The sequence below is a fragment of the Rhodococcus sp. SG20037 genome (assembly GCF_031763325.1).
Classification (GTDB): domain Bacteria; phylum Actinomycetota; class Actinomycetes; order Mycobacteriales; family Mycobacteriaceae; genus Rhodococcus_F; species Rhodococcus_F qingshengii.
Genome location: NZ_CP134497.1, coordinates 2537457 through 2563099, shown reverse-complemented (window position 1 = coordinate 2563099; position 25643 = coordinate 2537457). Strand labels below are relative to the sequence as shown.

Genomic DNA, 25643 nt, shown 5'->3' with positions numbered 1-25643 from the left:
TCTGATCCGCGGCTGCACCTCTTTGTCTTACGGCATCGGGTTTTTCACCCGAACGCGACTACTTTGCGCGCTTGGCCGGAGCCTTCTTGGCCGGAGCCTTCTTGGCTGCGGTCTTGGCGGGAGCCTTCTTGGCCGGAGCCTTCTTGGCCGGAGCCTTGGCTGCGGTCTTGGCCGGAGCCTTCTTGGCGGGAGCCTTGGTGGCAACCGTCTTCTTGGCTGCGGTCTTGGCCGGAGCCTTCTTGGCAGGAGCCTTGGTGGCAACCGTCTTCTTGGCTGCGGTCTTGGCCGGAGCCTTCTTGGCCGGAGCCTTCGCGGCAACCGTCTTCTTGGCTGCGGTCTTGGCCGGAGCCTTCTTGGCCGGAGCCTTCTTGGCTGCGGTCTTCTTGGCAGCAGCCTTCTTGGCTGCAGCCTTGGTGGCCGGTGCTGCTACGCCACGCTTGACTGCCGGGCCGGTGGCCGGAAGCTTCTGTCCACCAGCGATAACAGCCTTGAACTGCGCACCCGGACGGAAAGCCGGAACCGACGTCGGCTTGACCTTGACGGTCTCGCCCGTACGCGGGTTGCGTGCAACACGTGCTGCACGACGACGCTGCTCGAAGACTCCGAAGCCGGTGATGGTCACGCTCTCGCCACGGTGGACGGCGCGGACGATGGTGTCCACGACGTGCTCCACTGCGTCGGTCGCTGTGCGCCTGTCCGAACCCAGCTTTTCAGTCAGAACATCGATGAGCTCTGCCTTGTTCATTGAAATTCCTCCGCTAATTGTGGTCCACCGTCGGACCGACTGAGAACCACGGTAAACCTGATAACGGCAAGAGTCTATGTGCCACGCCAATTCTCATTCAACGTGACTGCGAAATGGTGACCTATTTCTCTTCCCGCGCGGAGTTGCGGATTTCGGTTCAGCCCTGCGAAATTCGGGCTGGAAGGGTAGTCGGTTTCCATGAAGGCCTTGACTTTTCGAACTCGGAAATCGCGTCTACCTGCCGCAATGTCAGTCCGATGTCGTCGAGACCCTCCAGCAGACGCCACCGTGTGTAGTCGTCAATATTGAACGGCACCACCGTAGTTCCGGCGCTGACGGTCCGATTCTCGAGATCTACTGTCAATTCCAGTCCGGGCTGCTCTTCGAGCAACTTCCAGAGCAATTCGACGTCGCTCTGCTCGACCTGTGCCGCTACGAGACCGGCTTTTCCGGCGTTTCCGCGGAAGATGTCGGCAAACCGGGAAGCAATGACGACCCGAAATCCGAAGTCGGAGAGAGCCCACACGGCATGCTCACGCGAAGAGCCCGTGCCGAAATCGGGACCGGCCACGAGGACGCTTCCCTTGTCGTACGGAGCCAGATTCAGAATGAAGTTGGGGTCGGTACGCCACCCTGCAAACAGCCCGTCCTCGAATCCGGTGCGCGTCACCCGTTTCAGGTACACGGCAGGGATGATCTGGTCGGTATCGACATTCGAGCGTCGCAGCGGGACGCCGATACCCTTGTGCGTGGTAAAGGATTCCATCGAAATTCTCCTCGAGATGGTAAGTGGGTCAGACCAGATCGGCCGGTGCCGAGAGCGTTCCGCGGACCGCCGTGGCAGCCGCGACGAGCGGGGAAACCAGATGAGTCCGGCCGCCTTTACCCTGTCGGCCTTCGAAATTCCGGTTGGACGTCGATGCCGAACGCTCGCCGGGAGCAAGCTGGTCAGGGTTCATTCCCAAGCACATCGAGCAACCGGCCTGGCGCCATTCAGCCCCTGCCGCTGTGAAGATTTCACCGAGACCTTCGCTTTCGGCTTGAGCCCGCACCCGCATCGAGCCGGGAACGATGAGCATCCGAACGCCCTCTGCCACATGGCGACCCTCGAGCACCTCCGCCACTGCGCGCAGGTCTTCGATGCGTCCGTTGGTGCACGAACCGACGAACACGGTGTCGACAGAAACATCCCGAAGCGGCATACCGGCGTCGAGACCCATGTAGGTGAGCGCCTTCTCGGCTGCCTGACGCTCGCTCTCGTCGACGATCAGTTCGGGATCAGGCACACGGTCGCCGAGCGGCGCACCCTGTCCCGGATTGGTTCCCCACGTGACGAAAGGCGTCAATGCGCTTGCGTCGATGTGAACCTCGTTGTCGAATTCCGCGCCCTCGTCGGTCTTGAGCAACTCCCACGCGGCGACGGCTTCGTCCCACTCTGCGCCGGACGGTGCATGCGGACGGCCCTTGATGAACTCGTAAGTGGTCTCGTCCGGTGCGATCATGCCCGCGCGGGCTCCGGCCTCGATCGACATGTTGCAGATGGTCATACGAGCTTCCATCGACAGTTTGCGAATGGCCTCGCCGCGGTACTCCAGTACGTAGCCCTGGCCGCCGCCGGTGCCGATCTTGGCGATGACTGCGAGGATCAAGTCCTTGCTCGTGACGCCGGGAGGCAGCTCGCCGTCGACCGTGATCGCCATGGTCTTGAAGGGGCGCAACGACAATGTCTGCGTTGCCATCACATGCTCGACCTCGCTGGTGCCGATTCCCATTGCGAGCGCACCGAATGCGCCGTGCGTCGACGTATGACTGTCGCCGCACACCACGGTGGTTCCGGGCTGCGTCAGGCCGAGCTGCGGTCCGACCACATGCACGATGCCTTGGTCGAGATCGCCCATGCGGTGCAAGCGAACTCCGAACTCCTCGCAATTTCGGCGCAAGGTGTCGACCTGAGTCTTGGACACAGGATCTGCGATCGGCTTGTCGATGTCGATCGTCGGAACGTTGTGGTCCTCGGTGGCGATCGTCAGGTCGGGACGGCGCAACTGGCGTCCCGCCAGGCGAAGTCCGTCGAATGCCTGGGGGCTCGTCACTTCGTGAACGAGGTGGAGATCGATGTAGATGAGGTCGGGATCCTGCCCCTCCCCTTTCACGACAACGTGGTCGTCCCACACCTTCTCGGCGAGAGTGCGTGCTTTCTGTGCCATGTCTTCCACCTCTGTACGTAGCCTCGCGTCGGCGGACTACGGGCTGGCCCGCCGCGCGTGAAGTAGGTCCCCAGCCTTCACAGCAGATGCAGACTGTCCCGAGGAAATGCGCTATCCCTACAGGAAATGCGGTAGCATCCCACTATGCGAGAAACTGGTATCGACCTATGAGACAGCATAGCGGCATCGGCGTCCTGGACAAAGCAATGGGCGTGCTTCATGCAGTAGCTGAGGAACCGTGCAGCCTCACCGAACTCTGTGCACGAACCGGTTTGCCGCGCGCGACCGCCCATAGACTCGCCGTCGGTCTCGAAGTCCATCGACTCCTCACTCGCGACTCGGACGGTCAGTGGTGCCCAGGGCCCGGACTCGCCGAACTCGCTGCCACCGCTAATGATCCACTCATTGCTGCGGCCGGACTCATCCTCCCCCGCCTTCGCGAAATCACCGGCGAAAGCGTCCAGCTGTACCGTCGCGAAGGCACACAACGCATCTGCGTCGCGTCGATGGAACCACCGACCGGCCTGCGTGACACGGTGCTCGTCGGAGCCCGACTGCCGATGAACGCCGGATCCGGTGCCAAGGTCCTTCTCGCATGGGCAGATCCACAAACCCAACGGACCGTCCTCGCCGATGCGTCCTTCGGCGAACGAGTGCTGCTCGAGGTTCGCCGGCGCGGCTGGGCACAGAGCGCGGCCGAACGTGAGCCCGGTGTCGCCAGCGTCGCGGCTCCCGTCCGAGACTCGGCAGGCGCTGTCATTGCCGCGATTTCGGTCTCCGGCCCCATCGATCGGATGGGTAGACGACCGGGAGCCCGCTGGGCGGCGGACCTTCTCGCAGCTGCCGAAGCGCTCCACAAGCGTCTGTAATTCGTGACACAGTAAGGCCTTCAGATCCTCGAGCACGTAGGAGTACGACGCGACCATGGCAGGAAAACAGCGTAGTCAGATCACGATGACCGAGGCCGAAATCTCGAGCTTCGTCGAAAAGAGCCGTACGGCAACGATGGCGACGTTGAGCGCCGACGGAATGCCTCACCTGATCGCGATGTGGTTCGCGATAGTCGACGGCGAAATCTGGTTCGAGACCAAAGCCAAGTCGCAGAAGGCCGTCAACCTTCGCCGGGACGCCCGAATGTCCGTCCTGATCGAAGACGGTCAGACGTACGACACGCTCCGAGGAGTCTCGATGGAGGGTACCGGGGTCATCGTCGAAGATCCGGAAGCCCTCTTCGCTGTGGGAATCAGCGTCTGGGAGCGATACACGGGCCCGTACACCGACGATCTCCGCCCGGCCGTCGACGCGATGCTCCACAAGCGCGTCGCGGTACGGTTCGTTCCCGATCGAACTCGTTCGTGGGATCACCGCAAGCTCGGGATGCCTGCGATGCCTCTTTCCGGCTCTACCGCACCGCCGCCGCAGCCCTGAGATTCGTGAGCGGAAAAATCACGAGCAATCGAATTCGGGCCGGCGTAGTTTCACCAACAGGCCCAACAACAAGGAGTGAGCATATGAGCGATCTCGACAGCAACACCCCGTCCGAACCCGAATCCCAATCGGAGGAAACCAAACGAAAGTTCCGTGAGGCCCTCGAACGGAAGAATCATCAGAACGCCAAATCGACCGACCATCGCGACGGACAGTCCAAGGTCCACAACACGCATGGCCCCGCCGATCACAAGCGAGAGTTCCGCCGTAAGAGCGGATAACCGATCGCAGACAACAGAGTGAGATGACGATCACCCCCAGTCGAATTCGACTGGGGGTGATCGTTTTTCGCATCGCCGGAGACATTTTCCGCACACACGAAAAGACCCTCCGATCAATGATCGGAGGGTCTTCCCTTTGTAGCCCCGACGGGATTCGAACCCGCGCTACCGCCTTGAGAGGGCGGCGTCCTAGGCCGCTAGACGACGGGGCCAGGACACGCTTTTAAACGTGGTATTTCAGTCTTGCTCTTGGATGCTCAGCAAGCTTAGCTTGTCTGAGTCCGGCCACAAAATCGACCGGATTTCCGCTGGGGTACCAGGACTCGAACCTAGAATGGCGGTACCAGAAACCGCTGTGTTGCCAATTACACCATACCCCAAGGTCTTGCTCACCAGCCTTGCCCGATCCGCTTCGCTGTTGTGCTCGGCGGCTCGTCTCCGGCCGAAAAGAAGATTACCAGTACCCCTGCCCCAAATACCAAATCGTATGGTCACAGGAGGTTTTTGCTTCATTTTCGGCCGGAAGACCGTCCGATCTAGGCGGTTACCGCTGCCCTACCGGCGCGCAACCGAGCGAGCGAGACCTCACGACCGAGCAATTCCATCGACTCGTACAGCGGAGGGCTGATGTGAGAGCCCGTGATCGCGACCCGAACCGGAGCGAAGGCCTTACGCGGTTTGAGCTCCAGATCCTCGATGAGGGCCTTCTTGAGTGCTTCCTCGATACTGGCCGCCGACCACTCTGAGATGGCATCGAGCGCCGCAAGAGACGCGTCCAGAACCGGACCGGCATCTTCCTTCAGGTTCTTTGCCGCCGCGGCCGGATCGAGAGCAAACGACGCCTCGTCGACGAACAGGAATTTCAGCAGATCCCACGCGTCGGACAGGACGACGATGCGCGTCTGCACGAGGTCCGCCGCAACAGTGAACGTCGCTTCGTCGACATCGGCGCCGATATGTCCGTGCTCCACCAGGAACGACTTCAGACGACCGGCGAAGTCGGCCGGCTCGAGCAGGCGAATGTGCTCGGCATTGATCGCGTCGGCCTTCTTCTGGTCGAAGCGGGCAGGATTGGAGTTGACCTTGGAGACGTCGAAGGCCGCAACCATCTCGTCGAGCGAGAAGACATCGTGATCGTCGGCGATGCTCCACCCGAGCAGAGCCAGGTAGTTCAGCAATCCCTCGGGAATGAAGCCCCGATCGCGGTGGATGAAGAGGTTGGACTCGGGATCGCGCTTGGAAAGCTTCTTGTTGCCCTGACCCATCACGAAAGGCAAGTGCCCGAACGACGGTGTGAAATCGGCGACACCGATACGAATCAATGCCTCGTACAACGCGAGCTGACGCGGAGTCGAGGACAGCAGATCTTCGCCGCGCAGTACATGGGTGATCTTCATCAACGCGTCGTCGACCGGGTTGACCAAGGTGTACAGCGGAATGCCGTTGCCGCGAGTCAGCGCGAAGTCCGGAACGGTGCCTGCCTTGAACGTGGTCTCGCCCCGCACCAGGTCGTTCCAGGTCAGATCATGATCGGGCATCCGGAGGCGGACGACGGGCTTGCGCCCCTCGGCGATGTAGGCAGCGCGCTGCTCGTCGCTGAGCTCGCGATCGAAGTTGTCGTATCCGAGCTTCGGATCGCGTCCGGCCGCCTTGTGTCGCGCTTCGACCTCCTCGTTCGTCGAGTAGGACTCGTAGGCCTCGCCCGCGGCCAGCAACTTGGCAACAACGTCGAGATGCAGGTCGCGACGCTCGGACTGGCGATACGGTGCGTGCGGCCCACCGACCTCCGGGCCTTCGTCCCAATTGAGCCCCAACCAGCGGAGGGCGTCGAGGATGGCCTGGTAGGACTCTTCACTGTCGCGCTGCGCATCGGTGTCTTCGATACGGAACACGAATGTGCCGCCGTGGTGTCGTGCGAATGCCCAGTTGAACAAGGCGGTGCGCACCAAACCCACGTGCGGGGTTCCGGTGGGTGACGGACAGAAACGGACGCGTACTTCGCTGTTGGTCATGGCTCACTTGGCTCGGCGATGATGGATGGTCGTACTACAGGTTAGTCCGGCAGCCCTTCCTCCATCCGGCCGATCACTTACCCGGCAGGACGTTGATGCGTGTCATGTCGCCGTCGTAGTAGGCCAGCAGTCGCTTGTCCATGACCTTTCGCCACAGCGGCGGCACCCACGCGCAGACGATCATGACTGCGTAACCCGCTGGAAGTTGCGGCGCTTCGGCCGCACTTCGCAGGCTCTGGTACCGCAGACGCGGATTCGCGTGATGGTCGCTGTGACGCTGAAGTTGATAGAGGAACAGATTGCTGACGACGTGGTCGCTGTTCCAGCTGTCCTCGGGCGAGCACCGGACGTACGAGCCGTCAGGCCGCTTCGCACGTAGCAAGCCGTAGTGCTCGAGATAGTTGGCGGTCTCGAGGAACGTGAAGCCTGCAATTGCCTGAACGGCGAGCCACGGCGCAATTTCCCAGCCGAACGCGGCGATCAGACTGCCGAACAGAACCACACTCATCGCCCACGCGTTCAGGATGTTGTTGCGGTAACTCCACGTCCGTCTCCCCTGACGCCTCAGACGAGCGCTTTCGATCCGCCATCCCGAGCGCAGGCCGCCGATGACGCTGCGAGGCAAGAAGAACCAGAAGTTTTCCTTGTACCGCGAGCTGGCCGGATCCTCCGGCGTCGCGACGCGGACGTGATGACCATGGTTGTGTTCGACGTAGAAATGGCCGTAGAAGGACTGCGCGAGCGCTACTTTCGCGAGCCACTTCTCGAGCTTCTCACTCTTGTGCCCCAATTCATGCGCCGCGTTGATCCCCACACCGGCAACCACGCCGGCAGTCATCGCGAGCGCGAACTTCTCCCCCGCCGCCATCGGCGCGTTCACCCAACACCACGCGACGAACACCAGCCCGACGTATTGGAGGGGCAGGAACAAGTACGTGCACCAGCGGTAGAAACGATCCTCTTGCAATTCAGGGATCGCTTCGTCCGGTGGGCTGTTACCGTCCTCGCCCGCCAGGAGATCGATCAGGGGAATGACGATGACGATCAGCCACGCCCCGATGGCCCAGAAGAGCCCGAGACTGAATTTGTCGACCAGGAACCACGCAGCGAACGGGCTGAGAGGAACCAGCAAACCCAGTGGCCACAGGTAGCGCTTCTTGTCTCGCCACACCGGCCGCTGCCCGTTCCGCGCTTGCCCTGCCGCTGTCCGGGAGGCTTCCGCGAAGGTCGTCATGTATCACCACGTTTCTGCGCAATCCACTCGATTGCCCCATCGGCTTCTATCCAGTTATCGGTCACCCTACTGCTCAGCGTTACATTTCAGGGAATTTGGTCTGTTACGGGCCGCGACAGCAAACCGTATGGCGAACTCTCCCAACCTGGCCAAATCCGACATAACGCCAGGAGGATCAGAGGCGAAGCTTCGCCTGGGTCATGAAACCCGCAGGTCAGTCCCGGAGCCTGATTTCTTCGAGTCGGTTGGCAATCCCGATCAATCCACTGGCGATAGTTACCATCTTGCAACTTTTCTGCGACAGACACCTCTCGACCTCACACCACGACGGAGGCCCCATCCGGTTGGATGGGGCCTCCGTAGTCGCGTGACTGAACGAACCGGGTCAGATCAGCTCTTGGCGGTCACCGGGTTCGTGAGCGTGCCGATCCCCGAGACCGTGACCGACACGGAATCGCCGTCGACGATCGGGCCTACTCCGGCGGGGGTGCCGGTGAGGATGACGTCGCCAGGCAAGAGAGTCATCACCGCCGAGATCCACTCGATGATCTTCGGAATGTCGTGGAGGAGAAAAGCCGTGCTGCTGTCCTGCTTGACCTGGCCGTTCACCTCGGTCTTGATATCGACGTCGGACGCATCCAGACTGGTTTCGATCCAGGGGCCGAGTGGGCAGAAAGTGTCGTGGCCCTTCGCTCGCGTCCACTGCCCGTCGTGACGCTGATGATCTCGCGCCGACACGTCGTTGGCGATCGTGTAACCGAGGACCACGCTCAACGCCTTCGCCGCCGGAACGTCCTTGCACGGTTGACCGATGACGACCGCGAGTTCACCCTCGAAGTGCACCTCGTTCGAGGTGGGAGGCAAGACGATCGGGGCACCCGGGCCAACTATGGACGTGTTTGGCTTGAGGAAGATCACGGGGTCCGCGGGAGCCTCTCCGCCCATCTCCGCGATGTGATCTGCATAATTCTTGCCGATGCAGATCACCTTGCTGGCGAGAATCGGAGCCAGCAGACGAACATCGGCGAGCGGCCAACTTCGGCCGGTAAATGTGGGGTTCCCGAACGGGTGCTCCGCAATTTCCTTGGCGACGAGGGCATCCTCTTCACCTTCGATACTGACGAACGCAACACCATCGGGACTGGCAATTCGACCAAGACGCATGCCGGCCAGTCTATCGGGGTGCCGGAAACGACTGACGCGCGCAAGCCGAAAGGCTCACGCGCGTCAGTCTCGTGAAGAAATCCTTACAGCGCTGCAGTGATCCGGTCGCCGATCTCCGTTGTGGAGATGGGACCTTCGCCGCGGGTAGCCAGGTCGGCAGCGACCACAGCCTCGACCCGAGCGGCGTCGTCCTCGCGTCCGAGATGGCGAAGAAGCAGTGCGGCCGAGAGGATCGCGGCGGTGGGATCAGCGATTCCCTTGCCGGCGATGTCCGGAGCACTGCCGTGAACGGGCTCGAACATCGACGGGTTGGTACCCGAGGCATCGATGTTTCCGCTTGCGGCCAAACCGATGCCACCGGTTACGGCGCCGGCGAGGTCGGTGATGATGTCACCGAAGAGGTTGTCCGTGACGATCACGTCGAAGCGCGACGGGTCGGTGACCATGTAGATCGTGGCCGCGTCGATGTGGCAGTACGCGGTTTCGACGTCCGGGAACTCGGCACCGACGGTCTCGATTGCACGCGTCCAGATTGCGCCCGCGTTGGAGAGCACGTTGGTCTTGTGAATCAAGGTGAGGTGCTTGGACCGGGTCTGCGCCAAGGCAAATGCGTAACGCACCACGCGCTCGGCACCGAACCAGGTATTGATCGACACCTCGGTTGCGATCTCGTGATCGGTGCCGACGCGGATCGCTCCACCGTTTCCGGTGTACGGACCCTCGGTGCCTTCACGAACCACGACGAAGTCGATCTCCGGCTGGGCCGCCAACGGCGACAGCGCACCCGGATACAGCTGTGCGGGGCGAAGATTCACGTGATGATCGAGCTGGAAGCGCATGTTCAGCAGCAGACCACGCTCGAGGATGCCGGGTGCGACGATCCGCGGATCACCGATGGCGCCCAACAGAATTGCGTCGTGCTGACGAATCTGGTCCAGCTCGTCCGCCGGGAGCAACTCGCCGGTGGCGTTGTAGCGACGGGCACCGAGATCGTATTCGGTGGTTTCCAGATCCGGAACCAACTTGCCGAGCACCTTGAGCGCCTCGGCAGTGACCTCGACGCCGATTCCGTCACCCGGAATGACCGCAAGCTTCATGGAGTCCTCATCTCAGTAGAACTGTGCGCCTTTATCAACCGCGGGCGGTTGATAAAGGCGCACAGCAAAAACAATCAGGAAAGGTCGACCTGGGCGACGCGAGCGTCGAGCTGCGAGACGATTGCCTCGACCTCGGCGTCACCGACGACGCGATCGACGCGCAAGATGACAGTTGCGCCTTCGCCTTCGGCATCCTGGCTCAGTGCTGCTGCGAGGATGTCGACGCCCGCGTTTCCGAGGACGGTGCCGAGGACACCGAGAACGCCCGGGCGATCGCTGTAGTGAACGACGATGTTGTGGCCCTCGGCGCGCAGGTCGAAGCTGCGTCCGTTGATGTTGACGATCTTCTCGACCTGCTGCAGACCGGTGAGTGCGCCCGTGACCGACGTGACCGTGCCGTCGGCGGCAACTGCACGCACCTCGACCGCGCTGCGGTGAGCAAGAGCCTCGGAGTGCTTCTCGACCGACACGGTCACGCCGCGCTGCTCGGCCAGTGCCGGAGCGTTGACGAACGTGACAGCCTCATCGCTGCTGGCGGAGAACACGCCGCGCAGTGCAGCCAGGCCGAGGATGTCGACGGTTTCGGCAGACAGCTCGCCGGTGGCGACAACCTGCACGGTCTGCACAGCTTCGGGCGACAACGTCGCAGCGAGGAGACCGAGCTTGCGGACGAGCTCGAGCCACGGAGCAACTTCTTCGCCCACGGGGCCGCCGGAGACGTTGACAGCCTCGGGAACGAATTCGCCTGCCAGAGCGAGGAGAACACTCTTGGCCACGTCGATACCTGCGCGGTCCTGAGCCTCGGACGTCGATGCTCCGAGGTGCGGGGTGACAACGACGTTGTCGAGCTCGAAAAGCTTGGAATCGGTGCACGGCTCGGTGCTGAACACGTCGAGACCGGCGCCTCGGACCTTGCCGGAGACGAGTGCGTCGTAGAGCGCATCTTCGTCGATCAGACCACCGCGAGCGGCGTTGACGATGATGACGCCGTCCTTGGCCTTGGCGAGGCGCTCGGCGTTGATCAGGCCGGCCGTTTCCTTGGTCTTGGGCAGGTGCACGGAGATGAAGTCGGCGCGCTCGACGAGCTCGTCGATGGTGACCAGTTCGATGCCGAGCTGCGCTGCGCGCGCTGCGGGCAGGTAGGGGTCGTACGCGATGATCGTGGTCTCGAACGCAGCGAGACGCTGCGCGAAGAGCTGGCCGATGCGGCCGAGTCCGACAACGCCGACAGTCTTGCCGAGGATCTCGACACCGTTGAACTTGCTTCGCTTCCAGGTGTTCTCACGCAGAGTCTTGTCTGCTGCGGGAATCTGGCGAGCGGTCGACATGAGGAGCGCGACAGCGTGCTCGGCAGCGGAGTGAATGTTGGAGGTCGGTGCGTTGACGACCATCACGCCGCGCTCGGTGGCTGCGGGGATCTCGACGTTGTCCAGGCCGACACCGGCGCGGCCGATGATCTTCAGCTTGGTGCCGGCAGCCAGAACCTCGGCGTCGACGGTAGTGGCGGAACGGACGAGAATCGCGTCGGCCTCGGGTACCGCGGCGAGCAGCGCCGGGCGGTCGGGTCCGTCGACCCAACGCACCTCCACACCGTCACCGAGCGCCTCGACTGTGGACGGCGCGAGCTTGTCGGCGATCAGAACAACGGGACGGCCAGGCTGGCTCACGTGCAAACTCCCTGATTAGGTGGGTGTGAAGGTGGTTTAACCACCGATAGTTTAGTGCGCGCTCACTTGGAATCCACAACGCGGTAGGCAATACCACATAGTGGACACTTTCGCGGGCAAATTCTCGACAGGATGTGGGCTATGGCTTTTGCTCGGTCCATCCTCGTATCGACAACTCTTTCACGGACAGGCCAACAACCGAAACTGCGATTCCCCGGCCGGCCGTACGTCGAATCGCAAACGGCTACAGCGGAATCGGGACCAGAGTGGGTGTCGTCTCACTGCGCGCTTTCCAGGAACTATCAGTTGCGGCCGTCAGTGATTCGTCCTCGAGCTTGCCGTCGAACAACGCTGAGGCGAGTACGTGGGCAGCCAACCGGGGTGGTATCGCATTCCCAATCTGCTGAGCAATGTCTCGGCCGGACCACGGGTAATCAGGCGGGAATGTCTGCAACCGACCTGCCTCCGAATGGCTGAACCGGCGCGTTTCGACGCCTTGCGATGTTGTGACTCGATTCCGTGAGACTTTCCCGGTAACCGTGAACGCTGGTTGTTCGGAGGTGCGCCGCCCACGTGCAGACGAAACGCCCCCACTGCCATAGTTGGATATCACTACGAACTGCCCACGCTCCCCAAGTGCATCGCCCATCGTCTGCCATTCCAACAAACCCGGCGTTCCTTCGCTGCGCGTAGTACCTCGTTTGTATCGACGATGCGTCGATTCAGGAAGCTTTGGCTCGCCGCCCTTGCGCGCCACGAGAACCGCACGCCGTCTGGTCTGGGGAACGCCGAACTCCTCGGTATGCAAAACCTCACATTTCGACGTGTACCCGTACCCCTCCAGCGCCTCGGCCATCGCCTCCCACACAGGCAATACTGCTGGCACTTGCTCGAGAATGATCACCTCGTAGGGTCGACCAAGCTCATTTGCCTCCAGAGCCCACCGCAGTGGCTCCAGAACCAAACCAGTTCTCTCATCGTCCAACTCGCGGACGTCTGCGGATATGTCCTCGTCTGAGGCCATGCGCTTGATGAACGCGACTACACGATCGAGAGCTTTCCGACCTGCTCCCGAACCTGCAACCGTGAAGGTCTGGCATGGTGGCCCACCTGCGAGATACTTAGCGGCAGGAAATAACTCCGGACCAAAATCGCGAACATCGCCAGGCTGAGTGAGTAGGCCAGCCTTTGCACGCGTTTCGCACGCGTTTGGATCCCATTCGATCCCGACTACCGGGACACCTAACCAACGCGCAGCGACATCCAACCCGCCAGGACCTGCGAACAGATCCACCATCTGTGCCGTTTCGAAAGGCGATGGAACTGCACTCGGTGACATGTGAGCAGATACTAACGGTCCCCAGCGACACCATATGAATCGCCGACATAGCCACTCACCGCGCCGTGCCACACTCCGGCACGGCGAGGGACCACTCCGAACTCAGCCCGAAACAACGTCGATGATGGGTGCGCTCTTCGACGAGTCGTGTGTTGTGAAGACAATGGGCGGATAGCCGTCAACTGCAACTGGGGCAACGACCGAGAATGCCATGACGATCTTGCCCGGATCAACATTGCTGATCGGCCCACGTTCCGGCCTGTTGACCCTCTCCACTATTGGATAGAGAACTACCACGCCAGTTCGAGTTGACGTGCGAGGGTGCTCGTCACCAGGCACACGGAGCAAACGGTTCTGTGCGATTTTGATCGGGCCAGGACGATGCTTCGGGTCACTAATTGCGCCGAACAGGGGTTCACGCCGGCGATCACGCGAGAAATAGGAATACGAACGACTAGTTCCCCAATTCGCGACTTGGCCTTCACCCGGGTCCAAACGTGCAGTATTGTGCTGTGGCGCCAATACGAGCCAGTCGTCCACTAGCTCGCGATCTGTAATCACGCGCAGGTATGCAAGGTGCGGAAAGAACTGAGAAGGGGCACACCAGCGCAAATTCTCTAGAAGTTCGAACAATTGTGTGCGATCAACCCTACCAGCCAGTGCAGTAAATCCGAGTGCAACCGCAGATTCAACCGATCCAACACGAGGCGACACTATCTCAATCTCAGACGACAAGGGAGACAACGACTCTAGAATCGGGGTCCATATTGCGGTATTGGTGCGTAGATCGGTTATCTTTTTAGGATATGCGGTGAACTCCTTCCACTCTCCTGGAGTCGCCATCTCGACCAACTGTGCGTTGTACATCTTGTTTGGACTGGTCGGCTTCAATGCGGGAAGGTGCTGCGAGACAAGCGGTGGCACCTGCGCGGGCGTGATCAGTGCTCGGCCATCCTTTAATTGAGAGTACCGCGCCAACTCCGATCGAAAGTTCTCTTCGTCGAGACAAATCGCCTCAAAGGATTCATATAAATCAACACTTCTTTTACCTACTGTCTCCTCACGTCCCACATAGAGGCGAACAAGATCTCGGTATCCTTCACGGAACCCGAACCAACGCCCCATCTGCATTAATGCAGATGCCGAGGTAGCATTACGGCGGAAGTATGTGACCGTTAGGCCTTCGACAGTAAACCCACGCGATAACTTCTGCCCCCCAATCAAAATTTTCCAGATCGAGCGCTTGTCAAAGTCCGCATCGCCGGTATCGAGGTCCTTGTCGCCATTGACGACTATGATCGGTTTAAGATCGCCACCGATACGGAAGGCTGCGGGGCCGATATGCTTCACCAATTGGTCATACGAACCAGGGACCGCGTGCACTCCTGATCGAACGGCGGATACGGGAGCCACATCAGTGTCGAACAGTTCACGAAGCCTGGCATGTCCATCGCTACTCGTATAACCAGAGTTCCACCAGAGCTTGGATACCCGCCCTAACAACTCACGATGATCGTTAGTAAGCCTTGACTCATGAATAAGCATAGTGTGATGCGGGAAGTATCCATCACCCATACCGCCTTCTGCCTCTCGATAGAGTTTAACGGCGGCCGACAACACAAACATATCCATCGCTTTTTGCAAGGAATCGTCATCTTCACCATCGACAGTGACTATGTCCCTTACATGAGCTTTCTCGTTCGAATTGAAAATTGTACGCTCTTGCGGAGACAACGCTGAATCCAAGTCGTGAAAATCCCGCGCACCCATATAGCCAATAGGTCGAGGTAGCGACAGGATGAAATCCTTGGGAAAAATATCCTCCGCGTCGCTGGGATCAATAAATACGTTTGCAAACGGTGTTGCCGTGTAACCCACATACTGCGCCCGAGGCAACATTTTGAGCAACTCACCGATTTTTACGTTGATGGCGGTGCGTTCGGCATTCGGCTTCGCCAGATCCGAAGTATTCACCGACGCTTCATCCGACTCGTCGTCGATGATCAGCACCGGAATTTCCGCCAAAGGAGTAGTAAGCCGCTTGAGATCCTTGACGAGCTTCGTCAAGACATCTTTGTTCTTTTTAACGACCATCAACCGAGCCGAAGACGAGTGAAGGTTCCTAGGGTCATACAGGGGCAGTGAGCGGTCCTTCTTCTCGACCTCCAGCGCTTCGATACCCTGGAGCAGCGCCTCATAGTCTTTTTCTCGTGTCGTCATTCGAATGATATCGAACGCTCCGAGCACGGAAGGCCTCTCGCCAAACTTTAGGAACTTATCTTGGCTCCAAGCCGGATCATCGGCATAGTCGGACTCATATTCATTAGTTCCACGCAAGATGTTCTCTCTGCCAACTAATTCCATGTCAAGTCGGCGCTGAGTTTGCCTGCGCAACACATTCAGTGTTCCGCCCAGGACAATAACCAACCTGTAGCCCGCATCGACCGATTTCGATATGACACCAGTAAAGTTGGCAGTTTTCCCTGACTGAACATAGCCAACGACCAAGCCCTTGGACTGGTAGGCCTCAGCATTGATCGGATTCGCCAATCGCTCCACGACTTGATTCGAAGCCTCATCAAGGCTGGCGACCGCCTCGTCGGGCCAACCTTTGTCGAGCAGGAGTTTCCGGTATGCAGACCAGTACCACCCCTTACTATGCACGGTATCCGGCAAATACCACGGCTCAAACTCCTCGCTTACTACCACAGGCCGGTCGATCGTTGCGATCGGAATCAACTGATCCAGCAAGGTCCGGGTGTCCTCACCCAAGTCCAAGTAGTCATAGATTTCCCTGCGCCGAGCATCAGTGCGAGACTCGGACTGCGACCAGATTGGCTTGTTTATGAAGTCCCATCGAGTCAGCTGTCGACGCCATATCTCGATAATTGGATCAACCGACTGCGCTGACTTCAGCGTTATACAAAAGTCCTCTTCAGATACAAGATTCTCAGCATCAGGGGAAAGGTCCTCCGCTTGGTACGCCAAGGCGCGCAAGAGCTTCTTCGGTCGACTGGCATCCATATCGGCCAGTGCCGCAGTGTGTAGATCAATTCGAAGCTGATCGATATTGCTCATTTACAAGTCCTCGTCAGTCAGGGTAAGTGCAGGTCGTTCAGATCGACAGGTGGACCGGTCTGTTGCTCGATACCGGTCACGTCGATGTCGTAACGCAATGCGAGGACTCGGTCCCGAAATGTATCAGGAAACCCCGCAGAATGGACGCGCGGAACATCTTCTGAGTCAAGTATCAAAGGTTTGTCTCTCAAGATCCAGCGCTCGTCCGCAAATGAGCTGTCCGTCCAACCACTTTCACTCAGGGCACGTGCAAATTTGGCCTGCACCTCGACACCCTCGGATGCCAGTGCCTTTTGAACAGCGTCGATCGATTGTGCAAGCGACCGACCCGCGACGCCACCCCGCGTCATTCGTATCGAGATCAGCGACAGCGGACGACCTGGAGACTGATCGAGTTGCCCTATTCCGTGGATAGTGTGAACACGTCGCTCCGACGTTGTGGTTTTGACCTCGAGGTCGAAGTCAGGCAAAACAAAGTCGTGCTCCTCGCTCTTCGGACCGGTCCATGATTCAACGGCCAAACGCCACCCGAAACGCTCGCCAAGGGACGTCAAAACCGCGATTTCTCCATGCAGTCCGATCCGAAGTTTCGCACTCGCGGCATGCTCTGCGTCCAACAGCGCGCTCCACGACCGGACCGTCTCGCTAAATGCTCGATCGAGCGAATACCCTTTCGCCACAATACGATTCGAGATCGACAACGCCAGGTCGTGAAAATCGCGCGTCAGTTCAGAACGCGTCGTACGAATCCGAGCCATACTGAGACCACGATGCATAATGCGATCAATATGGATCGCTGAAAGGCGCGTACTCGGAGCCTTCTGAGAACCTTCGAGCTCAACGCACAGAGCAATCTCCTGCCCGTCATCATTGATCTCATATGTCACGATTGGATGCCTGGAAGCCCCTGAGAGGCGGTAGGTCGCTGCGAGTCGCTCTGCGAGGTAGTGCTCTACGGTCGACCATTCCAGAGTCCCAAGACCCTCACCCTCAGTCATTCTCGGTCATTCGGTCCAACTCAGCGCGCGCCGCCGAGACCAACACCGCCTGCCACAATTGGAGATTGTCCTTCTCTCGAGGTCCGCTGTATTCCTTCTCGAACAACTGATGGAGCATGAGATACATGAGTGACTTCACAAGCGGGGCGTCATTCAGCGTGCCACGACGACCACCTAAGAGTGCTGCCCGGTAGAACTGGTTCAGCTGGATGGCACGGTTTTCTCGGTCGATCTCAAAGAAGACACTGTTCTCAAGCGACTGCCATCGAACTGAAATCGGCTCCTCACCGACGAGCAACGGTAACTCTTCTTCGATTGTCTCCCGCACGCTGACATCTATGCCCTTGCCTGGACCTATTACGGGTTTTCTCGTCTGTCCAGAGCGCTTACGCGCTTCGCGGTACACCATTTCTGCATCAGCTACGTACTGCGTAAACACCGATCCATCAGCGCTTGTGGCGGTTTCGAGCGCTGCGACCACTTCCGGAGACATCTCGACGCCCTCTTTTTTCACACTCAGTCGGAATGCATCGCCTGAACCCGCTGGCAAGTCGATCACGACTCGCGCGAGCGCAAGGTGCTGATCCGGTTGACGGAAGTTATTCCAACCGCCACCCTGCACGAGTCTGTTGTGACGATAAAAATAGAAACCCTGCCGTTCCATCACAGAGCCTACAGCTTTGTACTCGTCGCGAGTTGATTTCGGTACCCAAATATGGGCTTCGAACTCAACCTCGCCAACGGAGGGAACTTGCGCGGTGAACGAGCGCGGATAGTCGGGATTACCAGAAACTGGATATCCGAATGGATCAAGGGCAACCACCCCAAAATTCATATACTCCGTCCCCGTGACCACATCCTCGACAGCAATCGTGATGTTAAATGCGTTGTTTGCGAGGAATCGATGGAAATAGAGCCCGAGGTGGAGGGCAAGTTTGTTGATCGTACGGTGAAGATACCGATCCGTTTGACCACCGCCGCCGGCGCTGGGAAAGTTCTTGACACCGTCCCAGCGGATCACAGTCCCATTCCAGACAATCGGACACCCGTTGTAGCGGTCGATCAAACTCTGGGCGTAGTCGTGCTCCACGATGTCGCACTCGAAACCGGTAACCGCACGCGACATCATCCATCGTCGTCCAACTGGCCGCGTAGTTCGAGTCTTGCTGACGACAGTCACGGACGACGCATGACTGAGCGACGCTGATTTCAATCCCGTTCCAAACATGCCGAGCGCTTGGTCCTGATAGTCACGGCGCCCACCAACGGTCATTGCGACGTCCAGCTGCTCTTCTGTCATGCCGTCACCGTCGTCGATAACCAGCAAGCTCACCAAACGGTCACCTTCGCGAACGAAGTGTATGACAACATCCTTCGCGCCCGCGTCGATCGAATTATCGACTAAATCGGCGATCGCAACATCGAAGCCGTAACCCTGGCTGCTCAACGCCTCCATATATCGCGCGTCGGGAGGGAGTACCTTGCTTCCCGTAGTCGGAACTTCAAATTTCCAGTCGCCCGTCATATCCATCCTGGTTCAAGAAGAATTCACTATCTGGAGAGGACAATATAGGAGAATGCGCCAAAGAATTTGACGACATGACGAATGGAGCAGAAGGGATTTTCACGCGGACTGCTACCCAAAAATAGACGCTGGCCCCATACCTCCTTGCGGTATGGGGCCAGCGAGTCAGCTTGCGTGAAACTGCGAATTACGCGGTTTCGGTGATCGGACGATCGACCCAGCTCATCAGGTCCCGCAGCTTCTTGCCGGTGACCTCGATGGGGTGCTCGGCGTTGGCCTTGCGCAGGCCCTCGAGCTCGGTGTTGCCGTTCTCGACGTTGGCAACCAGACGACGGGTGAACTCGCCGGACTGGATGTCGGCCAGGATCGCCTTCATGCGCTCCTTGGTGTCGGCGTCGATGACGCGCGGGCCGGAGAGGTATCCACCGAACTCAGCGGTGTCGGACACCGAGTAGTTCATGCGGGCGATGCCACCCTCGTACATGAGGTCGACGATGAGCTTGAGCTCGTGCAGAACCTCGAAGTACGCCATCTCGGGTGCGTAGCCGGCCTCGACCATGACCTCGAAACCGGTCTTGACCAGTTCCTCGGTGCCGCCGCAGAGCACGGCCTGCTCGCCGAAGAGGTCCGTCTCGGTCTCTTCCTTGAACGTGGTCTTGATGACGCCTGCGCGGGTTCCGCCGATGCCCTTGGCGTAGGACAGAGCGAGAGCCTGGCCTTCACCCTTGGGATCCTGGTCGATGGCGATGAGCGCGGGAACGCCCTTGCCGTCGACGAACTGACGACGCACCAGGTGGCCGGGGCCCTTGGGGGCGACCATGCCGACGGTGACGAACTCCGGAGCCTTGATCAGGTCGAAGTGAATGTTCAGGCCGTGACCGAAGAACAGCGCGTCGCCGTCCTTGAGGTTCGGCTCGATGTCATTGGTGAAAATGCTCGCCTGAGCGGTGTCAGGTGCGAGCACCATGATGACGTCGGCCCACTCGGAAACCTCTGCCGGCGTACCGACCGTCAGCCCCTGCTCTTCAGCCTTCTCACGCGACTTCGAGCCTTCCTTGAGGCCGATGCGCACATCGACACCCGAGTCACGCAGGCTCAGCGAATGGGCGTGGCCCTGGCTTCCGTAGCCGATCACAGCAACCTTGCGGCCCTGAATGATCGACAGATCGGCATCGTCGTCGTAGAACATCTCGACTGCCACAGTTCTCAACCTCTCCTTGGATTTTTACGTGTCTAAAAGTACTAGCGGGTGGCCGTGATCGACTTCGGCCCTCGACCGACTGCCACGACCCCGGACTGAACGATCTCCCGGATACCGTACGGATCAAGCATCCGCAGCAGTGCATCCAGCTTGGACCGAGTACCGGTCGCCTCGATGGTGACGGACTCCGGAGAGACGTCGATCACCTTGGCGCGGAACAGGTTCACCGTTTCGATGACCTGCGTGCGCACGCTTGCATCAGCGCGCACCTTGATGAGCACGAGCTCGCGAGCGACGGATGCTTCACCGTCCTGCTCGACGATCTTGATGACGTTGATCAGCTTGTTGAGCTGCTTCGTCACCTGCTCGAGAGGGAACTCGTCGACCGTGACGACGATGGTCATACGTGAGATCTCGGGGATCTCGGTTCCGCCCACCGCAAGGGATTCGATGTTGAATCCGCGGCGGGAGAAAAGTGCGGAGACGCGAGCCAGCACGCCTGGCTTGTCCTCGACGAGAACACTGAGGGTGTGACTGGTGCTCACTTCTGATCCTCCCCTGTGCCCGCGGCGGGTCCGGCTTGCTCGCGTGACATGGCTTCGTGGATGACGGCGGGCTCGGCAACTGCCTCGTCGTCGTCGAACAGCGGCCGGATGCCCCGGGCCGCCATGATTTCGTCGTTGCTCGTTCCGGCAGCGACCATCGGCCACACCTGTGCGTCGGCGGTGACGATGAAGTCGATCACGACAGGCTTGTCGTTGATGGACTGCGCCTCACGGATCGCAGCTTCGACATCTTCTTCACGCTCGACACGAATTCCGTGGCAGCCCAATGCTTCTGCGAGCTTCACGAAGTCCGGGATGCGGATGGCGCCGTGCGTTCCGAGGTTGGTGTTGGAGTAGCGCTCTTCATAGAAGAGTGTCTGCCACTGGCGCACCATGCCGAGGTTGCCGTTGTTGATGAGTGCAACCTTGATCGGAATACCTTCGAGTGCGCAGGTTGCGAGTTCCTGATTGGTCATCTGGAAGCAGCCGTCGCCGTCGATCGCCCACACCTCGGTGTCGGGCATACCCATCTTGGCGCCCATGGCTGCGGGAACCGCGTACCCCATGGTGCCGAGCCCGCCCGAGTTGAGCCACGTGCGCGGCTTCTCGTAGCCGACGAACTGCGCGGCCCACATCTGGTGCTGACCGACGCCGGCGCAGTAGATGGCATCCGGTCCGGCGAGCTTGCCGACGGTCTGGATCACGTACTCCGGGCTCAGCTGACCGTCGGTGGGACGGTCGTAGCTCAGCGGGTACGTACGACGGATGTCGTTCAGGTACGCCCACCACTCGGTGAGGTCGAACGTGGTGCCCGTGGCCATGTCGGCACGGATCGCCTCGATGAGTTCGGTGATGACCTCTTTGCAGTCGCCCACGATCGGGACGTCCGCGTAGCGGTTCTTGCCGATCTCGGCCGGGTCGATGTCGGCATGGATGACCTTGGCGTCGGGCGCGAAGGAATTCAACTGACCGGTGACGCGGTCGTCGAAACGCGCACCGAGGGTGATCAGTAGATCGCTACGCTGCAGAGCGGCGACTGCGGCAACGGTGCCGTGCATTCCCGGCATACCGCAGTTGAGGTCGTGACTGTCCGGGAACGCTCCGCGGGCCATCAGCGTGGTGACGACGGGGATACCGGTCAGCTCGGCCAATTCGAGCAGCTCCGGCGAGGAGTCGGACTTGATGACGCCGCCACCGACGTACAGAACCGGCGACTTGGCGTCGGCGATCAGACGTGCAGCTTCACGAACCTGCTTGCCGTGCGGCTTGGTCACCGGGCGGTAGCCCGGCAGACGCATCTCCGGCGGCCACGAGAACGTGGTCTGCGACTGAAGGATGTCCTTGGGGATATCGACCAGGACGGCGCCGGGGCGACCGCTGGCCGCGAGGTAGAAGGCCTCGGCCATGATGCGCGGGATGTCGATCGCGTCGGTGATCAGGAAGTTGTGCTTGGTGACCGGCATCGTGATGCCTGAGATGTCGGCTTCCTGGAAGCCGTCGGTACCGATCAGCGAGCGCGCCACCTGTCCGGTGATCGCCACGATCGGAACGGAGTCCATCTGCGCGTCGGCCAGCGGCGTGACCAGGTTGGTCGCACCGGGACCCGAGGTGGCCATGCAGACGCCGACCTTGCCGGTCGCCTGGGCGTAACCGGTGGCAGCGTGGCCTGCACCCTGCTCGTGGCGCACGAGCACGTGGCGGACCTTGACCGAATCGAAGAGTGGGTCGTAAACCGGGAGCACGGCACCGCCGGGAATGCCGAATACCGTGTCGACCTCGAGCTCTTCGAGGGCTCGAACCACAGACTGCGCGCCGGTTACCCGCTCAGGCGGGAGCTGGCGACGGTTGGCCGTCTGGGTTGCGGCAGCCGCGGTTGTCGGGCTCGGTGTCCCTGACTTGCGCGGCGTGGGTTGAGGCCGTGCTGTTGGTGCGCTCACTGGGAAATCCTCTGATTCTGGCTCCGGGCAACAAAAAACCCCCGTCAGCATCTGCTGAGCGAGGGTGGCGCGTCGTTATCTGGTGAGTTGAAAAATCGACTCAGGCGACGACGCGCCGGCCGATTACGAGCAACTCATTCTGTTTCACGCACTCGACAGTAGAGGCGCTAGTCGCGAACGGCAAACTTGGTGAGTCGACCGTCCCAGAATCTGAGATACATCGGCTGCAATGCGAAGATGTAGAGGTGTCAACTTCGCAGCAGCCCGTGCCACCGGCTCAATCATCCCACACGCCGAAACCACTTCGGCACGTCATCCGCATTTCGCAGCTCGCTTACATGGCGTGCGCGTTCCTTCTGTTCGCGGTCAGCTTCCCGATCTTCGGGTGGCCCGTCGCCTTCAGCTGGTTGCTGATCCTTCCGATCATCGCCGTCTATCTCGTCGCGCGACTGCGCACCACCGTCAGCCCTGACGGCCTCGAGGTCCGCTCGACGTTCTCCAAGCGCACCCTCGCCTGGGACGACGTCAAGGGTTTCCGCTTCCCGAAGCGGAGTTGGGCGCGCGCGGAACTCACCGACGGAACCGAGGTGACCCTGCCTGCGGTCAGCTTCGTCAGGCTTCCCGAGATCGCGATCGCCAGCGGCGGCCGCATCACCGATCCCTACGCATCCGCCGCAGAAGCCTTCGCCGCCAAGGAAGCCGAAGAGGAAGAAGCAGCTGCAGAAGCAGACGCAGAATCCGAGGTCGCCGAGAACACACAGGACCAGCCCGAAGAGAAGCGCCCGTAACACGCGAGTAGCGTTGAAAGGCCCTCGCTTCTATTTGAGTGGACCAGCAACGATCACATAAGGAACACGCCCATGCCCCCGTTGAGGTCACGCACCACCACCATCGGACGTAATGCTGCCGGAGCCCGATCCCTGTGGCGCGCCACAGGAATGACGGATTCCGACTTCGGAAAGCCGATCGTCGCCGTAGCGAACTCGTACACCCAGTTCGTACCCGGCCACGTGCATCTCAAGAACGTGGGCGAGATCGTTGCCGAGGCCATCAGTGCGGCCGGCGGCGTCGCTCGTGAGTTCCACACCATCGCAGTCGACGACGGCATCGCAATGGGCCACGGCGGAATGCTCTACTCGCTCCCGAGCCGCGAGATCATCGCCGACTCGGTCGAGTACATGGCAAACGCCCACACAGCCGACGCACTGGTGTGTATCTCCAACTGCGACAAGATCACTCCCGGCATGCTCAACGCTGCGATGCGCCTGAACATCCCGACCGTCTTCGTCTCCGGTGGTCCGATGGAGGCCGGTAAGGCAGTGGTCGTCGGCGGCGTGGCCCAAGCCCCCACCGACCTCATCACCGCGATCTCCGCCTCTGCCAACGATGCCGTGTCCGACGAGGGCCTCGACGAGGTCGAGCGCAGCGCGTGCCCGACATGCGGGTCCTGCTCCGGAATGTTCACCGCCAATTCCATGAACTGCCTGACGGAGGCCCTCGGCCTCGCATTGCCGGGCAACGGCTCCACGCTGGCAACTCACAAGGCTCGTCACGCACTCTTCTCTCGTGCGGGCACCACCGTGGTCGAGGCTGCCCTCAAGTACTACCGCGACGGCGACGAGTCGGTGCTGCCACGCAACATCGCGACCCCGGCAGCGTTCCGCAACGCGATGGCTCTCGACGTCGCCATGGGCGGTTCCACCAACACCGTCCTGCACACGCTGGCTGCGGCGCAGGAAGGCGAGGTCGACTTCGACCTCGACACCATCGACGCGATCAGCCGAAAGGTTCCGTGCCTGTCCAAGGTCTCTCCCAACTCGGACTACCACATGGAAGACGTCCACCGCGCCGGCGGAATCCCCGCCCTGCTCGGTGAGCTTCGCCGCGGCGGACTCCTCGAAACCGACGTGTCCACCGTGCACACCAAGAGCTTCGACCAGTGGCTCGACGACTGGGACATCCGCTCCGGCAAGGCAACCGACGAGGCAATCGAACTCTTCCACGCGGCTCCCGGCGGCGTGCGCACCATCGAACCGTTCTCCACGGACAACCGTTGGTCTGCCCTCGACACCGATGCGGCCGGCGGCTGTATCCGCGACGTCGAGAACGCCTACACCGTCGAAGGCGGCTTGGTTGTCCTGCGTGGCAACATCGCACTCGACGGCGCAATACTCAAAACGGCCGGCATCGACGAGGAACTGTTCTCCTTCCAGGGCCCGGCGCTCGTCGTCGAATCCCAAGAAGAAGCCGTCTCGGTCATCTTGCAGAAGAAGATCAAGGCCGGCGACGTTCTCGTCGTGCGCTACGAAGGCCCCAAGGGTGGCCCCGGCATGCAGGAAATGCTGCACCCCACTGCCTTCCTCAAGGGCGCAGGCCTCGGTAAGGAATGCGCGCTGATCACCGACGGTCGTTTCTCGGGCGGAACTTCCGGGCTGTCCATCGGTCACATCTCCCCCGAGGCTGCCGCAGGCGGAATCATCGGTCTCGTCCAGAACGGCGATCAGGTTCGCATCGACGTCGCCTCGCGCACGCTCGAGATCCTGGTCGACGACGACGTCCTCACCGAGCGACGCGCGAAGATGGAGGCCTCGGAGCGCCCGTGGCAGCCGGTCGATCGTCAGCGCACCGTGACGACAGCACTGCGCGCCTACGCCGCTCTGGCGACGTCCGCCGACAAGGGCGCGGTTCGCTACGTTCCGTAAGTTCTGCCACGAATCGAAAAAATCCCCGGCCACTTTTTCGGCCGGGGATTTTTTCTGTCAGCGCTCGTGCGGCTCGAGACGCCCGTAGCCGATGTGACAGTCACACAAGGTTTTCGGGCAGCCGCACGTGCGGCAACCAACTCAGCTCCACGAGAATGCTCGCCAACGGGCCACGACAGAGGGTCGACAGAGTCGGGTTCATTTCACCTCGGAGAAGAACGCGGGACCGACTGCGTCCGAACACGCCATACTTCCTCCGGTGTTGTATGAGCTTGAACCACAACCCAATCCGATCATCCCGTCGCCGACACACTCTGCCACGACGCGTGATGGACGCTCGACCGGATCCAGGTACGCGGTGGTCCTCTCGCCTGTCGCCCCGATACGGGTGAAATGGGACGTGCCGGCACAGCGACAGTGCAACTCATCGACAGCAAGACCGACCGACAGGTACCGAATAGTCGGGCGACACGCGGAGCACCA

The 25643-nt window shown here is 60.5% G+C and carries 20 protein-coding genes and 2 tRNA genes; 5 read left to right on the top strand and 17 right to left on the bottom strand.

The genetic code is table 11. The features are described from left to right. Positions 1-58: 58 nt before the first annotated feature. The 3 genes from RHP72_RS11885 to leuC form a co-directional block, all read right to left on the bottom strand. Complete coding sequence (locus RHP72_RS11885) at positions 59-745, bottom strand: HU family DNA-binding protein (protein ID WP_047271271.1); 687 nt, start codon at positions 743-745, stop codon at positions 59-61. 157 nt (positions 746-902) lie between these two features. Beyond that, positions 903-1511 carry a 3-isopropylmalate dehydratase small subunit gene (gene leuD, locus RHP72_RS11880; protein ID WP_003944724.1) on the bottom strand — a complete coding sequence of 203 codons (609 nt, stop codon included), beginning with the start codon at positions 1509-1511 and terminating at the stop codon, positions 903-905. 28 nt (positions 1512-1539) lie between these two features. Then, positions 1540-2961, bottom strand: coding sequence for a 3-isopropylmalate dehydratase large subunit (leuC, locus tag RHP72_RS11875; protein ID WP_003944727.1), 1422 nt, complete (start codon positions 2959-2961; stop codon positions 1540-1542). Positions 2962-3119: 158 nt separating this feature from the next. Between leuC and RHP72_RS11870 the strand changes: the two genes are divergently transcribed. The 3 genes from RHP72_RS11870 to RHP72_RS11860 all read left to right on the top strand — a co-directional run bounded on the left by RHP72_RS11870 (position 3120) and on the right by RHP72_RS11860 (position 4661). Further along, entirely contained in the window at positions 3120-3821 is a 702-nt protein-coding gene (locus tag RHP72_RS11870; RefSeq protein WP_007729342.1) for an IclR family transcriptional regulator, read from the top strand. Positions 3822-3876: 55 nt separating this feature from the next. Beyond that, the gene (locus RHP72_RS11865; protein WP_003944740.1) at positions 3877-4380 is read left to right on the top strand and encodes a pyridoxamine 5'-phosphate oxidase family protein; all 504 of its coding nucleotides are present in this window, start codon (positions 3877-3879) and stop codon (positions 4378-4380) included. A gap of 83 nt (positions 4381-4463) precedes the next feature. Beyond that, a complete protein-coding gene (locus RHP72_RS11860; RefSeq protein WP_007729345.1) occupies positions 4464-4661 on the top strand; it encodes a DUF5302 domain-containing protein in 198 nt (65 codons plus the stop codon). A gap of 139 nt (positions 4662-4800) precedes the next feature. Here the strand turns inward: RHP72_RS11860 and RHP72_RS11855 are convergent. From RHP72_RS11855 to RHP72_RS11790, 14 genes are all read right to left on the bottom strand, one after another. Further along, positions 4801-4873: transfer RNA gene (locus tag RHP72_RS11855), tRNA-Glu, on the bottom strand. Between the two features lie 96 nt (positions 4874-4969). Continuing rightward, positions 4970-5041: transfer RNA gene (locus RHP72_RS11850), tRNA-Gln, on the bottom strand. A gap of 156 nt (positions 5042-5197) precedes the next feature. Then, positions 5198-6673, bottom strand: a complete 1476-nt coding sequence (gene gltX, locus RHP72_RS11845) for a glutamate--tRNA ligase (protein ID WP_003944712.1) — start codon at positions 6671-6673, stop codon at positions 5198-5200. A 73-nt stretch (positions 6674-6746) separates the two neighbouring features. After that, positions 6747-7907 (bottom strand): alkane 1-monooxygenase, encoded by a 1161-nt coding sequence (locus RHP72_RS11840; protein WP_030535413.1) that lies wholly within the window; start codon positions 7905-7907, stop codon positions 6747-6749. A gap of 390 nt (positions 7908-8297) precedes the next feature. Then, entirely contained in the window at positions 8298-9071 is a 774-nt protein-coding gene (locus RHP72_RS11835) for a fumarylacetoacetate hydrolase family protein (RefSeq protein WP_003944722.1), read from the bottom strand. 83 nt (positions 9072-9154) lie between these two features. Continuing rightward, on the bottom strand, positions 9155-10168 hold the full coding sequence (locus RHP72_RS11830; protein ID WP_003944691.1) for a 3-isopropylmalate dehydrogenase: 1014 nt from the start codon (positions 10166-10168) through the stop codon (positions 9155-9157). Positions 10169-10242: 74 nt separating this feature from the next. Beyond that, the gene (gene serA, locus RHP72_RS11825) at positions 10243-11835 is read right to left on the bottom strand and encodes a phosphoglycerate dehydrogenase (RefSeq protein WP_003944758.1); all 1593 of its coding nucleotides are present in this window, start codon (positions 11833-11835) and stop codon (positions 10243-10245) included. 244 nt (positions 11836-12079) lie between these two features. Beyond that, the gene (locus RHP72_RS11820) at positions 12080-13132 is read right to left on the bottom strand and encodes a DNA cytosine methyltransferase (protein WP_308112905.1); all 1053 of its coding nucleotides are present in this window, start codon (positions 13130-13132) and stop codon (positions 12080-12082) included. A 144-nt stretch (positions 13133-13276) separates the two neighbouring features. Further along, positions 13277-16252 (bottom strand): Z1 domain-containing protein, encoded by a 2976-nt coding sequence (locus tag RHP72_RS11815; RefSeq protein WP_311094711.1) that lies wholly within the window; start codon positions 16250-16252, stop codon positions 13277-13279. Positions 16253-16269: 17 nt separating this feature from the next. Beyond that, a complete protein-coding gene (locus RHP72_RS11810; protein WP_311094710.1) occupies positions 16270-17250 on the bottom strand; it encodes a PD-(D/E)XK motif protein in 981 nt (326 codons plus the stop codon). Further along, positions 17243-18775, bottom strand: a complete 1533-nt coding sequence (locus RHP72_RS11805) for an ATP-binding protein (protein ID WP_042450905.1) — start codon at positions 18773-18775, stop codon at positions 17243-17245. Before RHP72_RS11805 ends, RHP72_RS11810 begins: the two co-directional genes overlap by 8 nt. A 187-nt stretch (positions 18776-18962) precedes the next feature. Then, a complete protein-coding gene (gene ilvC, locus RHP72_RS11800; protein WP_030535412.1) occupies positions 18963-19964 on the bottom strand; it encodes a ketol-acid reductoisomerase in 1002 nt (333 codons plus the stop codon). A 53-nt stretch (positions 19965-20017) separates the two neighbouring features. Then, a complete protein-coding gene (gene ilvN, locus RHP72_RS11795) occupies positions 20018-20521 on the bottom strand; it encodes an acetolactate synthase small subunit (protein WP_003944718.1) in 504 nt (167 codons plus the stop codon). Then, positions 20518-22458 (bottom strand): acetolactate synthase large subunit, encoded by a 1941-nt coding sequence (locus tag RHP72_RS11790; protein ID WP_030535411.1) that lies wholly within the window; start codon positions 22456-22458, stop codon positions 20518-20520. Before RHP72_RS11790 ends, ilvN begins: the two co-directional genes overlap by 4 nt. Before the next feature lie 266 nt (positions 22459-22724). Here RHP72_RS11790 and RHP72_RS11785 point away from each other — a divergent pair, with 266 nt between their 5' ends. Beyond that, positions 22725-23246, top strand: coding sequence for a PH domain-containing protein (locus tag RHP72_RS11785; protein WP_083057532.1), 522 nt, complete (start codon positions 22725-22727; stop codon positions 23244-23246). A 72-nt stretch (positions 23247-23318) separates the two neighbouring features. Continuing rightward, positions 23319-25160, top strand: a complete 1842-nt coding sequence (gene ilvD / locus RHP72_RS11780) for a dihydroxy-acid dehydratase (RefSeq protein ID WP_003944755.1) — start codon at positions 23319-23321, stop codon at positions 25158-25160. Positions 25161-25643 lie beyond the last annotated feature (483 nt).